Raw genomic sequence first — 20,223 nt, 5'->3', positions numbered from 1 at the left:
GGCGCGGCCGGAAAACCATAAAAACACCCCTGGTAGAAGGCAACAGGATGTCTTCCTCTGGAAGATGGGAGGTACCGGTACAACATAGTCTCATCAAGCGTCATGGAAGCGGGTCGATTTCCCGGACGGACAATTTCTCGTATATGACGGTGCCCTCTTCATTTCTAAAGTAAACGGACAAGAAGGGCTTGCCGGAAGGGCTGCTTGGAAGCACGAGATGCCTGGTCAGTCTCAACCCAGGATTGACTCCAGAGCTGCAGGCGTCGCAGCCATGGCCCCAGTTGTTGCCGGTGTCGGTATACGACGTAACTTTTTTCCAAGGCTTTCCGTCAGCGGATTCACTGTTGCCCAGCCAGAGTTCCAGGGTCGTGTACGTGTTTGCACGGTTATTCCGTATTATGTACTTAAAGGGCACCGGCGTGTCCTCAGGAAATGAGTCGCCAAGTGGAAACTCGCCACAATCCTCTGCAGATGCATAGCCGTTGTCTAGGTGGTGTGCAGTCTCCTTTTCAAAAGACCACTCTCCGTCGTAGAGAAAGATGGCGCCGTATCCCCTGTCATCGTTCAGGGATTCGTCTTCATCGTAATCTATGCCATGGTTTGTGCGGCAAAAGATCTGAATATACGAGTCTTCTTCGTCGCCAAATTCGCTCACTCTTGTGAGGACGCCGGTTATCTCCAGGTTCTCGTCCCATTCCCTCTCGTGATCCGGCGACACAACGTAGATGCGCACGTAGGAGCCCGTGGCCGTCAGTTTGCCTTCACCGTCTATCTCGTACTCGCCCTCTCCATGAGAAAAGTCAAGCCACGGATCGTACGGGTCGGTTCCATCGTCAAGTGTACGCGTGTGGCCGTTGTTGAATTTCGAGTACCATTCTACTCCGCCAGCCTTTGTCGGGTTTAGTTTCGCAAGGCCAAAGGGATCTGTTGCATCTCCGCCTATTCCACTTGCAGGCTGCGGCGGTGGCGGCGCAGGAGGATAATGGTGGCGGTCGTGATGGTCGTCATCATCCTTCTCATCTTCATCGTTTCTTTTATCAAAAAGATCTCTTATGCCCTTTAACATTGTCCCTCGGCTTATTCTCTGCCGTGGATGGTAAAAGGTACATGGCCATTTTCAGGGCACCCTGTAGAATAACTTGCCCTCTATAGCAATAGCGCGGAATATCAGTAACCACTTTAATGTTGACTCAACTACTCGATCTACACTCACAAGCGGCAAACGCTCATGGCCTCGCTCCCGATACCGTGTACACGTATTCGTTGAGAGCGTACAGTTCAGGCTGAACGTATTTCAAAATGCCAAGCGCCAGACGAATAACAGGATTGAGCGCATGAATGGAACGCTCAGAGAAAGAGTAAAGGTTCAGCATGGATGGAAAACGAAGAAAACGCCGCTTGCAGAAGGCAACAGGATACAGTACAATTTTGTAAAGCCGCACATAGCCCTTGACGGAAAGACACCCGCTAATGCGGCAGGATTCCAGATTATAGGCTGGAAGGAATTGCTAAATACAGCAGTACCAAAAGCTGGAAATAAGACCACAACAAATGGGCAAGAGTAGATCCCTGTTTCCAAGTATGCTTTACGATGCGGCAGAACAAGATTATGAAGCTGCGAAAATACTGGCGCAAAACGCGCTATTGCCACAATGTTTGTTCTATCTCGAACAAAGTTATGAGAAATGCACCAAGGCTATTCTGGCATATACAGAGATCGAGCTAAGGAAAAGAGATGCTACGGAGGTTGAAGGTGAATTGCGATCTAAGAAACTGGGGCATAATAATAGGGCATCCACCCATGACCTTTGGTGGCATCTTCTTGACGAGGATAAGAAAAGAAGAGAGAAAGATGGTACTATGACATCAACCGAGATAGAAACTGCACTTAACTTCGTTGAGAGAGTATCCAATACCAAACAAGAATATCATGTGTCAAGGTATCATGAAATGATTGCCGCATACCATAAATCATATCAAATCATCAAAGCCGAACCACGAGTAAAAGACAATGTTTCTCGGATGCATGGTCTTTGGATATTTTTGCCTAGATGTTTTGAAAGAATTGATAGTGTATCAAGGTATCCGCTAGGTGAATACAACTATACCAACCTAAAGACTTTGAACCAAAATATTATCCGTGATTCTTGCAATAAACTACTTGATATGGTAAAAGAGTATCTAGATTATACTCCAGAAATGTTGAGATTGCTTGATCAAAAGTTGATTCCATACTTCGCCAACGGAAATTCAACAACTGAAAATAACACCTGAAGATTAAACAGAACCAAGATTTTGGTAGGTTAATGCAGAATCAATAGAAGCGTCCACAAAGCTGACTAGCGCCTTCATTAAACGACACAGCAAGCAAGGGATGCGAAACGAAAGCCCAGAACCTCGGCCAGCAAGACGAATGATGAGGAAAATTGCTGAAGCAGATGCAGGTGACGCAGGAAACAAGAAGAAAAAGAGCGGGAGGAGGGAGATAACAACATACTGGCTATGTGGGCGGCATGGGTCAGCGCTTGCACAATGGTGCGAGATGCGGGCCAGTTGCAACCGTGCTGCCTGCGAGGGATGGAGAGGCTTTCAGTCGTGCTGTTGATAGCAGCTGAAACGTGACGTGAATCGAGGAAACTAGCAAAAAAGGTGCGCCGGCCCGCAAGCCGTGCATTGGGCGGGCCGTGCAAGCATCTGACCTTTCGTCGGTTATGGTTCAATTCTCCTGAATATTGAAATATAGTTGCACAGAATCACACAGGTGTAGATGGGCCTCAGCGAGGATTTTGACAGGGGAGGCAGGGCGGTCATGGACACCCTGCTCCACGCAAGCCGCATCTACTCATACTACGAGCGTAGGCTTGAAAATGAGATTTTGAGTCAGCCCTTGCCAAACCATGTCGCGATAATCCTGGACGGCAACAGGAGGTGGGCCCGCTACCACTTTCTCGACACGGAAAAGGGCCATGCGTATGGCGCCGACAGGGCCGAGGACCTGCTCAACTGGATACACGACATCGGAGTCAGGATAACCACGCTCTACATCCTTTCAAACGAAAACCTGGAGCGCAACGACGAGGAGCTTGAGAACATCTACAAGCTGCTCGAAGTCAAGCTGAATAGGCTGTACAACGACAAGAGGGTGCACAGCCGGCAGATGAAGATAAAGGCCATCGGCGACAAGCACAGGCTCCCTCGCAGCCTGCAGGAGATACTGAGCAGGCTGGAGGAGGCGACTGCCGAGTACGAAAAGATGTTCCTCAACATCGCAGTCGCGTATGGTGGCCAGAAGGAGCTTGTGGATGCCGTGAAAAAGATTGCAGTCATGGCCAAGAACGGCGAGATTAAGGTGGAGGACATCAACGAAAAGACGATAGAGGCGTGCCTCTACACGTCGCACCTGCCCCAGTCGTCGCCGGACCTCATCCTGAGGACATCGGGAGAAAAGCGCCTGAGCGGGTTTTTGATATGGCAGAGCGCATACAGTGAGCTCATGTTCATGGACGTTTTCTGGCCGGAGTTCCGCAAGATAGACCTGATGCGCGCCATCAGGACGTACCAGCGCAGGGTGCGCCGGTACGGAAAATAGAAGTTCAGCCGTTCTGCACTATCGCTTTCACCTATCGTTGCATCTATCTCGTATGCGATGCCATGACAAGACATCGCATCAGATCTTGTAGCAACGACGCACATTTTTCTCACATAATATTTATAGATAACATGTGTTGGACTTGGCCTTCCATAATCTCTTTAAGGTATCTTTCTCCTGTTTCGCAGGGGTATATGAGCACTAATAATACCAATAATTCAAGTACGAGGGCGGCGACAGGATGCACGCTTGCAATCCTGTTGTTGCTGACAGGCTATGCGGCGTATCCGCTGATAATAGGCACGGCACAAGCAGCAGAATCGGAGAACCTCACCATAAACGCGTTTTCCCTGCCGGACGGCAATCCAGTCAACGTGTTGGTGGAAATCCGGTCATCCAACCCGGACATGGTCAAGTCGGGGTTTGCTCCTCAGACAGCCGCAGGACAGGCTGGCACGATATTTACCATCAAGGTGAGCAACAGCCAGAGCTACGCGTTTGACCATTGGCAGGATGGCAGCAAGAGCAACATCAAGGCAGTGCTGCTTTCCAAAGATACTACGCTGGTGGCCTTTTTCAAAAAGGTCTCCACGCCTCCAAACCTCACAGTGAGTGCGGTGACGGCTAACGGCGAAGAGCTCCACATGTGGACGACCGTCAGGTCGGGCATACAGACCGTGGCCTCTGGACTGACGCCCTTTTCGTTTACCGGCGCATCGAGCAGGACGTATGAGGTGACCGTCGGGAACCAGAATGCAGAAGGCGTCCCCCTCGGCGAAGGAGGCCCCTCGACCTTTGGAGTCGCCCCGATAAGCACCATCTTCAACCACTGGCAGGACAACGTCAACGACAGGAGCGTAACGCGCGACGTCACGATACCAGATAACGGCACGTCTGTGAACCTCGTGGGCGTCTACAACAAGGGCGACAGGGTCACGCTTGAAGATCTGGGGGTATTGCAGCTGGTATCGCACGACCTCTACAACACCATCCGCGACGGGCCAAACCCGGGAAGCATAGAGGACGAGAGGCTGAACCTCAGCACGGTCCTTGACCACGGCGAGGACCAGATAATCCTTGGAGGCGAGCCGAGGAACAGCGAGAACATCGCGCTGCATACAGTGGCGGTAAAGCTCGGCAAGATGTACCTCGACCTAGTGATAGACAAAATGATGAAGCCAGAAGACGCAAGGGAGCAGGTAGTGCAGGTCTACCTGCAGATGGTGGCAAAGGCTTACCAGGACACCTTTGGGGAGCCGCTGCCTGACCCGGCGCCAAGTGAGCACGAAGAAAACCCGGACGGAAGCGAGAACCTCACAGGCGACTTGTCGCTGCGGGCCATCCATTCGTATATCCCGGGCCACATCATGGTAAACGGGGCGGACATGATGATACTCGACCCGTCGCTTAGGGGAAAAACGCTATCCGACGAGGACATGCAGCAGCTGTCAAAGCCGCTTGACGGGACGTTTGATCCCGTGTTCAGGAACGTCACCATATTCCTCCCACCGCCAAACCCGCCACCAAACCTCTTTACAATCGACCTCTTTGAGAGAGACAGCAGCTTTGCAAAGCAGTTTGGGACCGACGTTTCGTTCGAGGATTTTATGGACGAGCTCAAAGATGGACGTTTTAACCAGAACGAGAAGGTGATGTTCTACTTGAGGGAGGACATTGCCAACGGGCTGATGCCTCCAGAAGGACAAGGAGGAGATGAGAAGGGTAGTGGTGGCGAGATTGCAGCAGAGGCGACAGCACCTGAAAACGCGACTGCAATTGCCAGCGTGCCCGCCTTTGTACCATCCGTAAATGATACTACGGCCAGCGTACCCGCTGCTGCTAACACTACTACTACCCTTTCCTCTAACGCAGAGATACAGACGACGCAGGAACAGGCGGTGACGCAGGATAGTAGCAATAGTGGCGGCAGCGACAAGCAGGCGGCAGCGGGCAATAACAATAGTGGTGGTGGAGATGAGCAAGGACCGACAGTGGATGATGGTGGCAACCAAGCGGTTGATGAGGAAGAGGAGGAAGACAACGGAGGCCGGCATTTGTCGGCAGATGATAATAATAATAATCGCGAGGAGGATGATGATAATAATAATGGGGGTGGTGACGACGGCCAGCACAACGGACATCACCACGAACGTGACAATGGGCAGGACAGCAGTTCAGGAAATGATAATGACGATAAAGGCCAGCACAGTGAACGCGACAGCAGAGGCGGCGGCAGGCAACATGACGACGGCGATAACAATAGTCGCGGACACAGAAACGGCGATCGAGACTTTTCTCTTCCAAAGCTGAGTGACATTCTGCAAGGCTAACTCTCGGGTAGCGAAGCTGAAAAAAGCAGGGGTTAATGCACGGCTTCTTTTGCCTTCTTTATCAACTCATCGATCGAGAGATCCTTGCTTTTCAGGCTGACGTCTGTTTGCTCGATGACATAATTGCTAGTTGTGTCGATTCTCCGCTTTGATATGAACACCTCGTTACGGTTGTCAGAGTAGCTCACATACTGTCCCTCGCATCCCTAAACATAGAAGACTCGAATAGAACGAGCGCAGGGGGTTAAATAAAGTTAGTGGAAAGTGGCTACTGGCGTCAAGCAAGTGGCTTTTGCTTGCAGGAAAAATCAGGACAAGCGTTATTTTTAATTTAAATATCTCACACGATGCCAAGCGCCAGGTTTGCCATCACGAATATGAGCGCCACTTGGAATATCCCCTGGCTCCCGGCCAGCTTGATGTTTCTCATGCCCCATTTGATTATCTTGTCCCGGTCGGGCTCTTTTTTGCGGAGCTCCAGATAGACTCTGGCCTCGGTCGGCATTATCATCCCAAAGCCCTGGACGGAGAGGATTATCACGATGACTATGGCCGCGATTATGGTGGGCGATTCCAGCGTCAAAAGGCCCAGCCTGCCGGCCATGTTTATGCCGGAGGTTATCGCCACTGACGCAAGGGACGGCATGAGAAAGAGCATGACAGGCACCAGCTTTTTTATCACCTGCGTCCTTGCCTGCGGCTCCAACCCCTTCATCACCCTGCTCATCACAAGACCCATGAAAAGGTCAATGCCGGTCCACGTACCTCCAGTTATAACGTGCACATAGTTGAGGACAAGCAGGTTTCCGTAGACAAGCGCAAAGACGAGGCCGGCTATTGGCACAAGCAGAGTCAGCATAGAATACGGCGACACTATGTGGTGCTGTTCCTCGATCACTTTCTTTATTATTAGAAGATCTTGTAATTATGTGTTAAATTAAGAGGCGCCGGCTGGCCGGAAATCCCGCGTTTGGCTTTCGAAAAAGTTGGTGGTTGACCTTATTAAATCGTGATTGTTTTGCATTTTGACCGGTATACGTTTCTATAATAGCGAGCTTTAGGAGCATGATTAGCATACATGAGCGAATCAGCTGCTTTGGAAGGCGCCATCTTCTTTATGATGAGGACCTATCTTGATTCCGGGCTTGTCACGCCTGAGCAGGCAAGCCAAGTGCTGCAGAGGCTGGAGGAAAGGACCAGATGGTACTGTTTGCAGCATCATTCCGGCGACGATGCAAGTTTCAAGCCGGCTGGATAGTAATAATAATGTGCAAGGCTACATGCGATGTTTTGCGCTGCCAATCGAGCCGGCGCTCTCTCGACAATTGCAAAAGTCTTTTATTTCTTGAGCTCTTTTTATAGAAACAGAAGCGTCTAGGGGCCGAATTATGGAATCTATGCAGATACAGCCAAGCGTCGAACAACAGTCACAACTCCGCCAGCTGAACTTTTTGCTCTGCCCGTCATGCTACTGGTCTGCCTCCGGCATTGTTGCAAACTGGAAGCCAACTATTTGCCCAGAGTGCAAGAATTCTGCGGTAAATTGCATCTCTGTCAGGCCGGATATAGCAGCGCACACATAATCATTATAGCTGGGCCTTGTAAAATAAAAAATAGACTTTGATGGGTTGCGTGTGCGTCCGACGTTTCATTTAAACTAAAGATAATGACAGAAAGCCTTAAGGCTAATTTCTGCAAAAGAGAGACAGCCAACTGGCCGAAAAAGAAGACCGATGCACTGTTCGGCGCCGCGCAGCAGGTAAAGGCCTGCTGGGCCTAGGTTAAAAAGCAGTGCCTGCAAGATGCTGGAAAAGGTGGTCTACCACCCGAAGGGGTGGGAGATAGTCCAAATGCACCTTACAGGGGCAAACCACGGAGCTGCCAGGACCCTTGGAGGCAGTTTCGAAGGGAAAGCCACATGTCTTCGAAAGCCAGTTGGCGTTTATTTTATTATTAATTATACATTATCATCATCATCATCATCATTCATGACGTGTGCGTGTTTTTTTGTACGCAAGATCAAGCAAGTTTTATCAGCTTGCTGACACAGCGGGCGCTTGGCGATAGAATGCTATTTCAGCCTTTAGATCTTTTAGGACGGCCGCCAAGATGGCAGGCGACGAATCTTTAAAGAATTTGCTTACGGCATTCTCTAAAATTTCTGGATCGGAAATGATTGCTTTCTCATCTATCTTGTAAATTGACTTTAGAGTCTTTAACATCAAATCAGAAGTCGTAGAACCAAGTACTTTATTGAATGCAGAAGTCAGTATGCTTTGTAATTTATCGCCTTTCCATTCGGAATATCTCGCATCGTCATGAATAGTATATTCATGGGCATTTAGAATGGCGATTAGCGCACTTACGGATGTGTCTGAAAGCGAATCCGCATTGTAGCAGCATACAGCCTCAATCATAGTTGGAAATCTTTTGCCAATATTTTCTTCATATTCTTGGACGCGCTCTTGCTGACCGTCCTGGATAAAAGCATCCACGCTGCCTACTGCCAGAGCACCCTTGGCCCCAGTATCATTCATTATCCTTGAAATAGTATTTTGCCAAGATTCTAGTGATTTTGAGGAAATGAGGTTTTTTTCATCGTCAGTAACATAGATCGAATCTTTTGTCACTACCTGTAGTGTACCGCTCTTGACATACCGTTCAACGTCAATGCCGGCTCTTGACATTCGTTCTAGGACCTTGTCCAAGTCAGGCTCTGCAGCATAAATCACCGCGTATCCCTCCGCAAGGTACCTGCCAACCATATTGTAAAGGCGAACATACTCGGACCGTTGAAGTAAACATAACGAGTGCGTTTGACGTAGCATAAAGATAGTTGAGGTGAAACTCACTCGGAGATCTTATAAACGTTCACGATTACCTGGCTGCTACGAGAATCTTGTTCGCATCACTTGTACACATGATCTTTAAATATGGTGAATTAAAATAATGGCGTGCGATGCCTCAGGACTACGACAATTCCCAAATTCTAGACATCATTAAATCAGCTCTTGAACTGACTGGAAAAGGATCAAAACAGGTTATCCTTGATTACTTGAACGTGCGATACGGTATGGACACGAAGTTAATCGTAGAGTACAAAGACGAATTTGAAAATTATCTGCGCGAGACTCTTGGAGATAGTGCAGAAATAATAATTTCCAAGATTAACTCTTCATTATACGAATTCAGAAATAATTGCAATACGTATAATCATCATCATAACAAGAATAATAATAATGCCACATTGCAGGAACAGAAAAGATCTCGCAGCATGAGAATAACCGATGTCATCCATTTCCTAATCTGCGATAATTGCTACTGGTGTGCGTCGATTCTAGGCGAGCGCTACGAGTCAAAATGCCTGTCATGCGGCAGCCAGATAGTTTCTTCGGTGCCGGTCATGAGTAATGAAAAGTTCATCGTCGAAGTCGACAAAAAGCGCGGCATTTCGCTATCATTCCAGTAGCACGCTAAAACGTGTCAGCGAATGCAGATCTTGCGTATGTGTGCATATACGCCATGACAGGTACACGCGTATACGCATATACGTACCTTCTACCCGGCTAGCTGTATAAACGAAATTCCTTCTTTTGGATTCAAAAGAATGGTCTGATATCTGGAGCTATGCTGGGTGCCACGCAGCTTTCTGATCATTGCCCTTTTCTTTGCTTCGTGGCTCTCAATGTAGGATTCAAAGATTACCAGCCCATCTGCAACAAATTCCTCGATCCCAAAACCAATCTCGGTTTTGCCGATACTCTGTTCCAGTATGGCAACGACAGTACACCCCTGGTCTTTTATTATTCGGTTAAGAACGATCTCTAGAATCCTTCGCTGTTCTGCAGGCGGGATTTCTGCAAAAAGCGCGTTCAAGGAATCTATCACCAGCCTCTTGGCCCCAGTTTCCATGACCGTCTTGACTATTTTATTCAGCGTGTCTGACACTGCTTCTGATGCCAGCGGCGTGAATTCTAGGAAACGAAGTACGTTTTCCTCCATAGGTTTTTTGAAATCGAAACCATAGCTCTTTGACATATTACGGATGAAAATTTCTTCGCGTTCAAGAAAGGAGGCGTAAACGCCTGCTTCCTTTGCCATGGTGGCGCCATTCAACAAGAACTGGATTGCAAAAGTAGACTTGCCTGTCCCGGGATGGCCTGCAAGTATTATAAAGCTCGAGCGGGGAAACCCGCCTCCTATCAAATTATCAAATCCGGGGATCCAGGTTTTTGCCAACGATGCATTTGACAATATGATCTATTATCGACCCGCAAGGCATTTTTATACTCTCTTATTCCAAATTCAAAGGCTCTCCTGAAACAAGCACTTTTTAGTCGGAAGTGTCGAAACGAAGCAAGTATATTTTAGATGCAGACTAAGACATTGCTTGTCTTATCCTTTGTCATAATTTCGCTAGTTCCTGCTTCGCTCTTGTCTGCCATATCATTCATCTCCCTTTCAAAGCTGGAGCAGAGCATATCCAACATCTATCTCGGAACCGTGACTATTATCAGTAATCTATCTGACGGACAGAAGGAATTGGTGGATATGAGGTTGAATATGGATCAGTTTATCGCCACATCCAATGAACAAGAAAGACAGGGAATTTTGCAGCAAATAAATCAAAATGAAGGCAACTTTCTAAAGACTCTCATAGAGTACAAAGAGATAGACGACTTTCCAATGCAGACAGACATTCTCCAGCATCGTGGGATGGGCAACCTGACATCGTACGAGCATTCCCTGCTTGCCCAAGTAAACAACGATTGGCGTGATTATCAGCAAGCAAAGAACAGGATTATCACTTTATCCAATGAAGGGCTGAGAGAAAATGCAACCATCTATTCCAACACTATTGCCGCAGACAAGTTTTCAAGGCTGGCAACAACCTATAGCAAGGTTGTAGATTTGAACAACAACTTGGCATTTATAATGTACGACGAATCCCAGTCGGTCGCCAAGCAGGCATATCTATTTGGGGTTATCGCGTCGGGCTCTTCCATAGCCTTTGGAGTTGCGGCGGCTCTCCTCATCTCCAAGAGACTGGCCCCATCTGTCGATGAATTACAGCAAGAAGCAAGAAAGAAGATCGAGAAATTCATTTCAAAAGGCAGCAGTACCAAAATGCCACTACAGGTGACGGCAACAACGGCCAACAGCGAAGTACAGAAAATGGGTGCAGAGACAATCCCTTCTACTACTACTGCTGTTGGCTCACTCGATAATAATGATAATAACGGCAACAATAATGATACATCCTCAACAGACCTGATGCTGCAGCAGCAAGTGGCAGAACTGTTGGAAAAGGGGCCAATGATACTGCTGCATTTTAGCCAATATAAGGAATTGAAAGAAGAGAACCGCCAACAGCCATCTGAAGGTCAAAAATCAAAAACGACAGTGGCAGATTCGCTGCTTGACCATTACCTTGCCACTACAACTACCGGCCAGCAGCCGTCGTCGACATCATCATCTACTACTACGGGCGGGAAAAAGACTACTGCCACTAATCTGGTTTTGATAACGAAAAGAACCAGCAATTTGTATTCACTTGGGCGCAGATCTGGTGCGGCAATCTACATCCTTTCATCATCATCCCAAGACCCTATTACAACATCGGAAGATGGGCTTTTGATAATATCGATCAGCCAGACATCGCTGATACTAGAAGCAATCAAGCGCACTTTACGGGAAAACCCAAACTCGGTAATAATCTTGGATAACATTACTGAACTGATTCACAAACTTGGATTCGCAAAGGTGTTCTCGCTAGTTCAAAGCGTATCTGACGAAGTTTCGCCATATCCAAAATCAAGAATCATTATCTTGATTAATGAAAATGCGCATCCTCAAAACGAGGTAGAGGCTATTGCGACCATTTGCAACGCATTCATAAGGTAAAGAAAACACAATATCTAACAACGACAATAATAATAGCTCTACAAAACAAAAAAACATATTTTTTCTATATTGATTGGAAATGAAGTAAATGATAATCTGCTGCCGTTACATGGTGCATCAAAATACTTATATGAGAAACTCATTTTTCAAATACGTGTCCTCTGACAACAACGGCGCGACACTAGAAGTCATTGAAGAGGCTTTAGCGCTTGTAGGAAAGGAATCAAGAAGGGTGATCCTAAATTACATCCAAGAGAGGTACGGGATGGATTTGAACTCCCTTGTCAGATACAGAGGAGAGTTTACAAATTACCTTGAAGAAATGCTGGGCGACAGCGCAGAAATTGTTGCGGCAAGAATCAATCAGGTGCTGGATGGGCACAAAGCCAAATCCATCAAGGGCCCATCATGCTACATATGCAATCGCTCTTATGCGCCGGAAAGTATGCGCCAGCACCTGATGCGTGACCACACGAGAGAAGAGGTTGCCCACCATCTTGCAGTAATTTACGTTGACGATTGGCGCGAAGAAGCCGAGTTGCAAGCTGAGAGCAACACTATGCTTCGCCAGTTGCTTCACAACTGAACCTTTTTTGAACACAGACTTTTTTTTCTGTCAGCCAGTCATTCTCCCTCAAGAGATCCATACACATATCATAATAACAAGAAAAGCTCTTGGGCTAGGATGAAGGAGGCAAGTCGTCTTGCTTCTTCTTTTCTTCTTCTTTTTTCTCTTTTTCTTCCTTTAAGGAATTTGCCAGCTTCCAGCCGAACTTGATGACGTAGGGCGAAAGAAATGTGGTGATTATGGTCATCGTCCCGACCATGGGAAGAATGAACGCACTTGTCGCCCCGACGTCCGCGCCGCCCTTTGCAGTCACGAGCGCCAGCTCGCCTCCAGACGCAGACAGTGCAAAGCCGGCCTTCATCGACGTCTTTTTGTCCGTGCGCAGCAACTTGGCGGAAAAGTATACAGTCAGGAATTTTGCCGCAAACGACGTGGCAATCAGTATCAGTGCGGGCACGATGAACAGCGGAAGCAGCGAGATGTCCATGAGCGCGCCCACTGAGACAAAGAACAGGGCGGCAAACATGTCGCGCAGAGGCATCGACAGGACCCGGGCCACCGCGTGGGACTTGGATTCTGCAACGAGCACGCCGGCAAAAAAGGCGCCGGCTGCGACGGATATGCCTATCTCGTTTGCGATGAACGACAGGCCAAACGCGACTCCCAGAACGGCCACTATCACCAAGTCGTGGTGGTTGGTACGGCCGACAAGGTCTACGAACTTGGGCACCGTCTTTGACCCGATGAACAATGCGCCGCCGATAAAAGCCAGCACGAGCCCGACAGATATTCCTATTTCCTGTATCGAGAGGCTGCCGGTCGACGCGACGGACTGCAGCACGGCAAGTATTGAGACTATGATAATGTCCTCGATTACTGCAACGCCAAGGAGGAGGACCGACGCCTTGTCCTGTAGCATGCCGAGCTCTTCGAGCACGCGCATCACTATTACCGTGCTCGTGACGGAGATTGAAAGGGCCAGAAACAGGCTGTCAAACAACGCCAATCCCATCGCCTGGCCGACAAAGTACCCCAGCGCCAACGTGCCAAAGGCTTCCGTCATCGCTATCACGAGCGCTTTTTTGCCGACAGACCGCAGCTTGGCTATCGGGTATTCCAAGCCGACGACGAACAGAAGAAGGACTATTCCTATTTCAGCGAGGAGGTTGACGACTTCGGGGTGGGAGATAAGTGAAAACGGCGGAGTGTACGGACCGATAAGCATCCCTGCCGCAATGTAGCCTATGACCATCGGCTGCTTTATCTTGTAAAAGACAAGGGCCATGACAGAAGCGATGACCATCACGATTGCAAAATCCTGTATAACCTGCGCCGCTTCTGCCACCATCGCAATTACGTAGTAGGCAGCATAGGTTAAAAGTGTACGCTAGAAATTTTGGCTGTCGGGCTTGTGTGATCCAATAGTTGTGTATAGAAGCACTGTATCTTGCAGATCTTTTTTGCCGTTAGCAAAGTGCAAAATGTGAGAAAGAGCAGCTCCCCGGTCCTGCCTCCTCGACAGGGGCCCATGTTGAAATTGCGCGGGAGATTTGCACTAGTATTTAAAGTAGGTGTTAAGGCATAGAAGATTGTTCGATTTTGTAGTGATTAGGTGAGTAGTCGCCTAACTAAATACACGGCAAAAGGAGCTGGAGCTTATAGAATTATGTTCTAGTATTGGTGGTATGTCTAACAAGACATTTAACGCAAGAAACAACAAGGCGAAAAAGGGTATCTCGCCTGTTATTGCAACAGTCATACTTGTTGCAGTGGCAGTCGTGATAGCCGCAGCGCTGGCAGGCTTCTCATCCAGTCTTTTTGGCACTTACTCTAGTGCGGGTGGGTCCGTGACAGTCGAATCAATAAGTGTTGTTGCAGCTACCGGCGATGGAGTTGTGACACTGCACAATAGCGGCAACACCAATGACGAAATGCTATCGATACAGGCAGTTCCTAACCCAGTGGTTCAAGGAGCGGGTATTGTGGCATCGGGCCCAACGTCAGTAATCGAGCCAGGAACCTCTGAAACATACACTGCATCGGGTCTTAATGGAAGCACCACCTTCGAGGCGGGACAGACACTTACTGTCAAGATGACTTTCAAGAGCGGCCTTGTGCTGACACAGAGTGTAGTTGTCACTGCTTAGGTGAGGCAGTTGACGCTCCCCCCTTTTTTCTTTGATCAAAAAATAAGTATGATCTTTAATAATAATTCCGTTAAACTTTCCCCAAAGAGGAAGAAGAGTCGGTCTGGAATCAGCCCAGTCATTTCAACGACCATAATCCTTGCCATAACCATTACTTTGGGCCTAGGATTGTGGACTTTTGCTAACTCGGGAGTAGGGTCAGCTACTCAGAATTACGCGCAGGTTGTATCAAGTATTGGAAATTATACGAATGACAGATTTGTACCTGTAAATGCTGCATTTGACTATCCCTCGACCAATCAGGTCACCGTATGGATCTACAATAGTGGAATATCCAAGACGGAAATAGCCAACATTGTGCTCACTTGTAAAGACTGCGCTCCTAGCTTCGCGCCAGTCACAGTCGACAAGGCACAATTGACAGGAACAAATCCCATTCTTTCGAAGCATCTTGAGCAACTCTCCTTCAATTCAGGCAGCACTCCACTATCAGCTGGCAGCACCTACGAAATCCAGATCACGAGTAGCACCGGGGCACACCAGACATACTTTCAGGAAAAGTGAGTAAAAAATGAGAAACAACCACACAAAATCAAAAACAAGCGTGAGAAGCAGGCGTGGAGTCGCAGGGATAATCTCAGGAGTAATCTTGGTAGGAGTCCTGCTGACATCAGTCCTAGTCTACTTTATCACTATTGCCAACAACGACAAAGCCAGGGCAGGCTATGAGATAGCCGCTCATGACGAAGACGCAAAAAAAGCCACAGAACAATACAATGTTAGCGTCGCGTCGGTTTCCGGCAATAATCTGAATGTCAACATAGGTAACCAGGGTCCAATTCCGTTAAGGGCTTCCCAGATGATCCTGTATTGCATAGAGGGAGCAGGGTGCGCGCCAACTGTGCCCATAAACGCCACTGCAATAGCGATGACGGTCAACACCGGGAGCTCCACAGTGCAATCCATCGGCCCTGTAGCTTCGGGCAAGACCTATCGTGTAGATGTCATCAGCGAGAGAGGAAATATCATCAGCTCGAGCTGTAACTTTAATGGAACTGGCTGTGCAGTTCCAGTTACGCCAGTCAACCTTGGTAACCTGGGCAACAATCCAGGAGTAGTAGGAGCTGTTAATGAAGGAATCATACAAGGAACAGGTTCCTTGCAACTTGATTTCAAGGCCTTTGGAGCTCTATTTCCACAGCTTGCCTCAAGAAATGGGGTTGACCAGACTGGCTGGAAAGTAAAGACGACAAGTACGTATGGCAGTGCAACAGGATATCCTGCATTTGACCTGCCTTCCAATCTAAATACCGTAATTGTCGAGAAAGCGAGAAACTTGGACCCATCAGGTCAAGACATCCTGTTGAATAGAAATACCGCTCTTATAGTAAATGTAGGCAAAACCACTTCAGGTCAGCCGGATCCCAATTACATTTGCTATGCCGACAAGACTCAGCAAAGCCTAACCTTGTATGCATACGATGAAAGTACTTCTCACAAGACTATCCTGCCAACTACTCCGCTAAATGCTTCAAGAAGTATGGGATGGACGGAAATGTGGTTCTGTTCGACATCTCCACATAACACAACACCTTCATGGAAGCCTGATAGCAAGTTCAATAACATAAACGGCCTCTTCATGGTGGCCAGAGGCATCTTCTCTCAATCGAATGCAGAATATGCTCAAACTATTCCGTACCAAGCTGTTTCCGTAGGAACAGCAGCTTCAGGAAATGTACCGGATTTGCAGGCGTGCATATTGACCAGCAATTCTAACACCAGCTGTCCATCCTTCAGCTCTTCTGCGAACAATCCTTCTACTTACAAGTACTATGAAACTGCCAATAATCTGTTCAATACAGCAAGCACTAGGACAGCCTATGTCCACGTCAATACGGCCAATCCAAATCCCACTGATCCTATATCTGTTACTTGGGTCTATCCCGATGGAACTCAGAAAATATTGGCACAGAATGTAAACGTCAATACCGGAAATCCTACCCGTAACATACAGATCTCAATTCCTTTCACCAACCCCGATGGTACAAAGATTAGCCAGGGTTACTATACCATAATTGTAACAGACACCTACGATTCGAACAGCTCGAGGAATGCCTACTACATGACATTCCAGGTTACATGATAGGAGAAAGATGAGGCCAGATTACAATGATCGTGAATAAAAACGTCGATCAAAAAGAAGGGCACGTATCGCCTGCAGTAAAAGAGGAGAAAAAGAACTTGAGCAAAAACGGGCAGGGAATAAAGTTTTCCTTGTTCGGGAAGAAATCCGGTACGGAAGCTTTGAAAAAGATGAGCGCGGTCCTTGCTTCGCCCATCATGGCAGACTCGAAGGCCGTGCAGGATGCTTCGCTGTCCGTGATGGAAAGGTACACGGTTAAAGAGCCCGTGGAATACATAACCATAGCCAGAGACGAAATAGGCTCGCCCGTCTACCTTATCGAGGAGCCATCCCTTACGGGAGAGGAGAAGGCCATCTACGGCAAGCTGGTAGATGTCATCCAGTATGAGCTCAAAACCCCGTATGAGGGCGTTGACCCGAGAAAGTACTTTGACGAACAGGCCAAGAAAATAATCACAAAATACGCGATGAGCCTCGGAATTACACCGAACGTGACTTGGAACAAGATCTACTACTACATCACACGTGACATGGTGGGCTTTGGGCCCCTTGAAGTAATCATGAACGACCCCAACGTGGAGGACGTTTCCATAGACGGCACCGACAAGCCCCTCTACGTTTGGCACAAGAAATACGAGAGCCTAAAGACCAACCTGATGTTCAAGAAAGAGAAGGAGCTTGACGACACCATCATCAGGCTTGTACACATGTCCGGAAAGCACATCTCCACTGCATACCCAATTGTCGATGCCACGTTGCCTGGAAGGCACAGACTGGTGGCCACCTTTAGAAAAGAAGTCTCTAGGTACGGGAGCACCGTAACCATTAGAAAGTTCAGAGAAGACCCATTCACGATAATCGACCTTCTCAACTTCAAGACGTTGAACCACGAGATAGCCGCGTACAGTTGGCTGTTGATGGAGCATAACGTCTCGTCTATAATCGTCGGATCCACGGCATCTGGTAAGACCACGCTCCTGAACTCACTGGTTTCTCTGACGCGTCCAAGCGCCAAGGTCGTCACCATCGAAGAAACTCAGGAAATCAACATCCATCACCAGAACTGGGTCCCTCTCGTCTCAAGACTGGGCTACGGCGTAGGCTCGGAAAAGATGGGCGAAGTCGCGCTCTTTGACCTCGTCAAGGCATCCATGAGGATGAGGCCGGACATACTTATCGTAGGTGAGGTCAGAGGAGAAGAGGCGTACGTACTCTTCCAGGCCATTAGTACAGGACACGGAGGCATGTGCACCCTTCATGCCGACGAAGTGGAATCTGCTGTCCAGAGGCTCACTTCAAAGCCGATGGATGTAGCGCCAATCCACATCAAATTCCTCGACTTGATGTTCGTGGTCAGAAACACGGCTGTGACGGATCCTGTAACCAAAAAGACTACTAGAACCAGAAGAGTACTTTCGGTGACAGAGATAATGGACTATAACAAATACAACAGGATCTTCGAGTGGGATCCTGTAACAGACAGGCACGTGCTCACCAAGAGTTCATTCACGGGCAGCGAAAAGCTGAAGGCCATCAGCAGAGATACTGGAAGGTCCATGGAGGAGCTCATCGAAGACATCAAGAGACGTGAAATGGTCCTGCGATGGCTGCAGCACAAGGACATCAGGAACTTTAGGGAGCTCGGCAGGATATTTGAGAGGTACCAGGAAAGGCCCACCGAATTCTATGCTGAAGTATCCGGCGAGCTGGGACAGGCCCCCTCCTAAGAAGGAGATGATTGGTGTCATGGCAATAACAGGGTCCGCCAAGGAAAAGAACTGGTTTGGCAGCAGCAAGAAAAGAACTGAGAAGAGAAGAGCCCCGGCAGCAGTAGCCAAACGAAAAAAGAACAAGGGAGCAGACCTAAACTTCCAGGACAAGTTTACCGCAATAGCAATCAGATACTTTGGCGACATGGCCTCGAAAGTCGAGAAGAGTATGCCGACGCTTGGAGATGATCTACTCAAGTCTGACTACTTCCTTGCTCCTCAGGCGTTCCTTTCAATAATCTTGTTTCTTACGACACTGACGGGAGCCGCCTCCGTAGTTGGAATATTGATGTTTACAGCCACGCAAAACTTTCTCTACATACCGATGGTCATGGTCCCATTTGGAACCTTGACGATTGGACTATCTTTGCCCTCGATGAGTAAGGGAGGTAGGGCAAACGCGATTGATGGAGAGCTTGCGTTCGTGATAGGATACCTCTCGGTGTTGATAACAGGCGGCGTGTCCCCAATAGAACTTTTCAGGAGGCTGAGCACAAGCAAGCTGTATCCGGCAGCTGCCAAAGAGGCCCGAAGGATAGTAAAGAACGTCGACATCCTGGCGATGGACCCCATTTCCGCCATTGAAAAGGCCGCAAGGTATACTCCAAACAAGATCTTTTCTGACTTTCTGTCAGGCTATATCGCAGTGCTGAGGACCGGCGGAGACATCAAGAGCTTTATGGAGATGAAGCAAAAAGAGATATTCAATCACCGCTCCATAAAGCTGAAGGCATCAACAGAATTTGTGGGCACCATGGCCGAGGCATATCTTGCCGCAACGGTTGTCATGGGAACGGCGCTCTTTATTCTGCAAATAGTCCAAGCAATGGTTTCAAAGACACAGTTCAATTACGACATGATGTACCTGTACGCTGGCGGTATCATGCCCATCCTGACAGGTGCGTTCCTATACATTCTCCATTCCATCCAGGTCAAGGAGCCGATAAAGAACATGAAAGAGCACTTTGTGTTTCTGGCAGGGCTGTCCGCTATCCCGGTGATGCTGTTTCTGGTTCCGATAAACCAGCCCATGTACGTCAAGCTCGCAATAGGGCTGATAATCTCTGCCACCCCAGCGGCCATAATCCAGATGAAGCAGGCAAGAAAGAAGCAGGCTGCGGAAAAAATGCTTCCAAGCTTTGTCTTGGACCTTGCAGAGATAAGAAAGACAGGCTTGGCTCCTGAAAAATGCATTGAGCAGCTTGCGAACAGGAACTATGGCGAGCTTACCAAGCACGTCCAGAGGATGGCCTCCCAGGTTTCGTGGGGTGTGCCTCTCAACAAAGTCCTCAAGGACTTTGGCAGAGACCTCAACAGCTGGTTCGTTGTCTCTATCGGCTTTATACTTCTTGAGGTAGTCGAGGTCGGCGGCGGAACTACAGGATTATTCAATGCTCTAGCGGACTTTACCCAAAGAAGTAGGGATCTGGAAAAGGAGAGAAAGAGCATGTTCAAGCCCTACATCTTTTTGCCGTACATCGGAGCCGTCCTCACCATTGCATCTACAGTTCTCATTATCACCATGATGACATCCCAGCTGGCGGCGATAGCGCCAAAGGGAACAAGCATAGTGCAGGTCAATACCGATACCGGTATGCTCATGGATGTCATGATAAATGCCGCGATATTCCAGGGCTGGCTCATGGGGCTAGTGGGTGGCAAGATGGCCGAAGGCAGTCTCGGAGCAGGGTACAAGCATGCTGCCGCACTTGCCGCAATATGCCTGCTGACGGTCTTTATGATCACGACGTTCATGGCAAAGTGAGAAAGGTG

18 protein-coding genes are annotated in these 20,223 nt (G+C 48.3%); 12 read left to right on the top strand and 6 right to left on the bottom strand.

Features of this window, described 5'->3' with window-relative positions:
- Positions 1 to 100: 100 nt before the first annotated feature.
- The gene (locus tag ACYOR7_RS14040) at positions 101 to 1,066 is read right to left on the bottom strand and encodes a hypothetical protein (RefSeq protein WP_479914352.1); all 966 of its coding nucleotides are present in this window, start codon (positions 1,064 to 1,066) and stop codon (positions 101 to 103) included.
- 268 nt (positions 1,067 to 1,334) lie between these two features.
- On the opposite strand from ACYOR7_RS14040, the gene ACYOR7_RS14035 reads away from it, so the two are divergent.
- The 4 genes from ACYOR7_RS14035 (at position 1,335) to ACYOR7_RS14020 (ending at position 5,919) form a co-directional block, all read left to right on the top strand.
- Entirely contained in the window at positions 1,335 to 1,565 is a 231-nt protein-coding gene (locus tag ACYOR7_RS14035) for a hypothetical protein (RefSeq protein WP_479914351.1), read from the top strand.
- Positions 1,552 to 2,274 (top strand): HEPN domain-containing protein, encoded by a 723-nt coding sequence (locus ACYOR7_RS14030; RefSeq protein ID WP_479914350.1) that lies wholly within the window; start codon positions 1,552 to 1,554, stop codon positions 2,272 to 2,274. Before ACYOR7_RS14035 ends, ACYOR7_RS14030 begins: the two co-directional genes overlap by 14 nt.
- A 493-nt stretch (positions 2,275 to 2,767) precedes the next feature.
- The gene (uppS, locus tag ACYOR7_RS14025; RefSeq protein ID WP_479914349.1) at positions 2,768 to 3,589 is read left to right on the top strand and encodes a polyprenyl diphosphate synthase; all 822 of its coding nucleotides are present in this window, start codon (positions 2,768 to 2,770) and stop codon (positions 3,587 to 3,589) included.
- A 194-nt stretch (positions 3,590 to 3,783) separates the two neighbouring features.
- A complete protein-coding gene (locus ACYOR7_RS14020) occupies positions 3,784 to 5,919 on the top strand; it encodes a hypothetical protein (protein ID WP_479914348.1) in 2,136 nt (711 codons plus the stop codon).
- Positions 5,920 to 5,951: 32 nt separating this feature from the next.
- On the opposite strand, the gene ACYOR7_RS14015 is transcribed toward ACYOR7_RS14020, so the two are convergent.
- Positions 5,952 to 6,107, bottom strand: coding sequence for a hypothetical protein (locus ACYOR7_RS14015; protein ID WP_158384970.1), 156 nt, complete (start codon positions 6,105 to 6,107; stop codon positions 5,952 to 5,954).
- A gap of 152 nt (positions 6,108 to 6,259) precedes the next feature.
- Positions 6,260 to 6,817: a hypothetical protein gene (locus ACYOR7_RS14010; protein WP_479914347.1), complete on the bottom strand. Its 558-nt coding sequence runs from the start codon at positions 6,815 to 6,817 to the stop codon at positions 6,260 to 6,262.
- Between the two features lie 180 nt (positions 6,818 to 6,997).
- Between ACYOR7_RS14010 and ACYOR7_RS14005 the strand changes: the two genes are divergently transcribed.
- On the top strand, positions 6,998 to 7,177 hold the full coding sequence (locus ACYOR7_RS14005) for a hypothetical protein (protein WP_479914346.1): 180 nt from the start codon (positions 6,998 to 7,000) through the stop codon (positions 7,175 to 7,177).
- Positions 7,178 to 7,952: 775 nt separating this feature from the next.
- On the opposite strand, the gene ACYOR7_RS14000 is transcribed toward ACYOR7_RS14005, so the two are convergent.
- A complete protein-coding gene (locus tag ACYOR7_RS14000; RefSeq protein ID WP_479914345.1) occupies positions 7,953 to 8,684 on the bottom strand; it encodes an MEDS domain-containing protein in 732 nt (243 codons plus the stop codon).
- Between the two features lie 509 nt (positions 8,685 to 9,193).
- Here ACYOR7_RS14000 and ACYOR7_RS13995 point away from each other — a divergent pair.
- A complete protein-coding gene (locus ACYOR7_RS13995; RefSeq protein WP_479914344.1) occupies positions 9,194 to 9,388 on the top strand; it encodes a hypothetical protein in 195 nt (64 codons plus the stop codon).
- 89 nt (positions 9,389 to 9,477) lie between these two features.
- Here ACYOR7_RS13995 and ACYOR7_RS13990 read toward each other — a convergent pair whose 3' ends face one another.
- Complete coding sequence (locus ACYOR7_RS13990) at positions 9,478 to 10,173, bottom strand: RAD55 family ATPase (protein ID WP_479914343.1); 696 nt, start codon at positions 10,171 to 10,173, stop codon at positions 9,478 to 9,480.
- Positions 10,174 to 10,290: 117 nt separating this feature from the next.
- On the opposite strand from ACYOR7_RS13990, the gene ACYOR7_RS13985 reads away from it, so the two are divergent.
- Positions 10,291 to 11,823 carry an MCP four helix bundle domain-containing protein gene (locus tag ACYOR7_RS13985; RefSeq protein WP_479914342.1) on the top strand — a complete coding sequence of 511 codons (1,533 nt, stop codon included), beginning with the start codon at positions 10,291 to 10,293 and terminating at the stop codon, positions 11,821 to 11,823.
- 154 nt (positions 11,824 to 11,977) lie between these two features.
- Complete coding sequence (locus tag ACYOR7_RS13980; protein ID WP_479914341.1) at positions 11,978 to 12,409, top strand: hypothetical protein; 432 nt, start codon at positions 11,978 to 11,980, stop codon at positions 12,407 to 12,409.
- 94 nt (positions 12,410 to 12,503) lie between these two features.
- Here the strand turns inward: ACYOR7_RS13980 and ACYOR7_RS13975 are convergent, their stop codons facing one another.
- Positions 12,504 to 13,739 carry a cation:proton antiporter domain-containing protein gene (locus ACYOR7_RS13975; protein WP_479914340.1) on the bottom strand — a complete coding sequence of 412 codons (1,236 nt, stop codon included), beginning with the start codon at positions 13,737 to 13,739 and terminating at the stop codon, positions 12,504 to 12,506.
- 337 nt (positions 13,740 to 14,076) lie between these two features.
- Between ACYOR7_RS13975 and ACYOR7_RS13970 the strand changes: the two genes are divergently transcribed.
- The 4 genes from ACYOR7_RS13970 to ACYOR7_RS13955 all read left to right on the top strand — a co-directional run bounded on the left by ACYOR7_RS13970 (position 14,077) and on the right by ACYOR7_RS13955 (position 20,215).
- Entirely contained in the window at positions 14,077 to 14,538 is a 462-nt protein-coding gene (locus tag ACYOR7_RS13970; RefSeq protein ID WP_479914339.1) for an archaellin/type IV pilin N-terminal domain-containing protein, read from the top strand.
- 571 nt (positions 14,539 to 15,109) lie between these two features.
- A complete protein-coding gene (locus ACYOR7_RS13965; protein ID WP_479914338.1) occupies positions 15,110 to 16,681 on the top strand; it encodes a hypothetical protein in 1,572 nt (523 codons plus the stop codon).
- A gap of 26 nt (positions 16,682 to 16,707) precedes the next feature.
- The gene (locus ACYOR7_RS13960; RefSeq protein WP_479914337.1) at positions 16,708 to 18,408 is read left to right on the top strand and encodes a type II/IV secretion system ATPase subunit; all 1,701 of its coding nucleotides are present in this window, start codon (positions 16,708 to 16,710) and stop codon (positions 18,406 to 18,408) included.
- A gap of 19 nt (positions 18,409 to 18,427) precedes the next feature.
- Complete coding sequence (locus tag ACYOR7_RS13955; RefSeq protein WP_479914336.1) at positions 18,428 to 20,215, top strand: type II secretion system F family protein; 1,788 nt, start codon at positions 18,428 to 18,430, stop codon at positions 20,213 to 20,215.
- Positions 20,216 to 20,223 lie beyond the last annotated feature (8 nt).

The sequence above is a fragment of the Candidatus Nitrososphaera sp. 86-2 genome, assembly GCF_056726185.1.
The sequence above is the reverse complement of the archived record's forward strand: the minus strand, read 5'-3'. Positions and strand labels throughout refer to the sequence as shown.

Bases quoted from the DNA above. Each gene is read 5' to 3' on its own strand.
- ACYOR7_RS14040 (WP_479914352.1), bottom strand. From the start codon at position 1,066: ATGTTAAAGGGCATAAGAGATCTTTTTGATAAAAGAAACGATGAAGAT.
- ACYOR7_RS14035 (WP_479914351.1), top strand. From the start codon at position 1,335: ATGAATGGAACGCTCAGAGAAAGAGTAAAGGTTCAGCATGGATGGAAA.
- ACYOR7_RS14030 (WP_479914350.1), top strand. From the start codon at position 1,552: ATGGGCAAGAGTAGATCCCTGTTTCCAAGTATGCTTTACGATGCGGCA.
- uppS (WP_479914349.1), top strand. From the start codon at position 2,768: ATGGGCCTCAGCGAGGATTTTGACAGGGGAGGCAGGGCGGTCATGGAC.
- ACYOR7_RS14020 (WP_479914348.1), top strand. From the start codon at position 3,784: ATGAGCACTAATAATACCAATAATTCAAGTACGAGGGCGGCGACAGGA.
- ACYOR7_RS14005 (WP_479914346.1), top strand. From the start codon at position 6,998: ATGAGCGAATCAGCTGCTTTGGAAGGCGCCATCTTCTTTATGATGAGG.
- ACYOR7_RS14000 (WP_479914345.1), bottom strand. From the start codon at position 8,684: ATGGTTGGCAGGTACCTTGCGGAGGGATACGCGGTGATTTATGCTGCA.
- ACYOR7_RS13995 (WP_479914344.1), top strand. From the start codon at position 9,194: ATGAGAATAACCGATGTCATCCATTTCCTAATCTGCGATAATTGCTAC.
- ACYOR7_RS13985 (WP_479914342.1), top strand. From the start codon at position 10,291: ATGCAGACTAAGACATTGCTTGTCTTATCCTTTGTCATAATTTCGCTA.
- ACYOR7_RS13975 (WP_479914340.1), bottom strand. From the start codon at position 13,739: ATGGTGGCAGAAGCGGCGCAGGTTATACAGGATTTTGCAATCGTGATG.
- ACYOR7_RS13970 (WP_479914339.1), top strand. From the start codon at position 14,077: ATGTCTAACAAGACATTTAACGCAAGAAACAACAAGGCGAAAAAGGGT.
- ACYOR7_RS13965 (WP_479914338.1), top strand. From the start codon at position 15,110: ATGAGAAACAACCACACAAAATCAAAAACAAGCGTGAGAAGCAGGCGT.
- ACYOR7_RS13960 (WP_479914337.1), top strand. From the start codon at position 16,708: ATGATCGTGAATAAAAACGTCGATCAAAAAGAAGGGCACGTATCGCCT.
- ACYOR7_RS13955 (WP_479914336.1), top strand. From the start codon at position 18,428: ATGGCAATAACAGGGTCCGCCAAGGAAAAGAACTGGTTTGGCAGCAGC.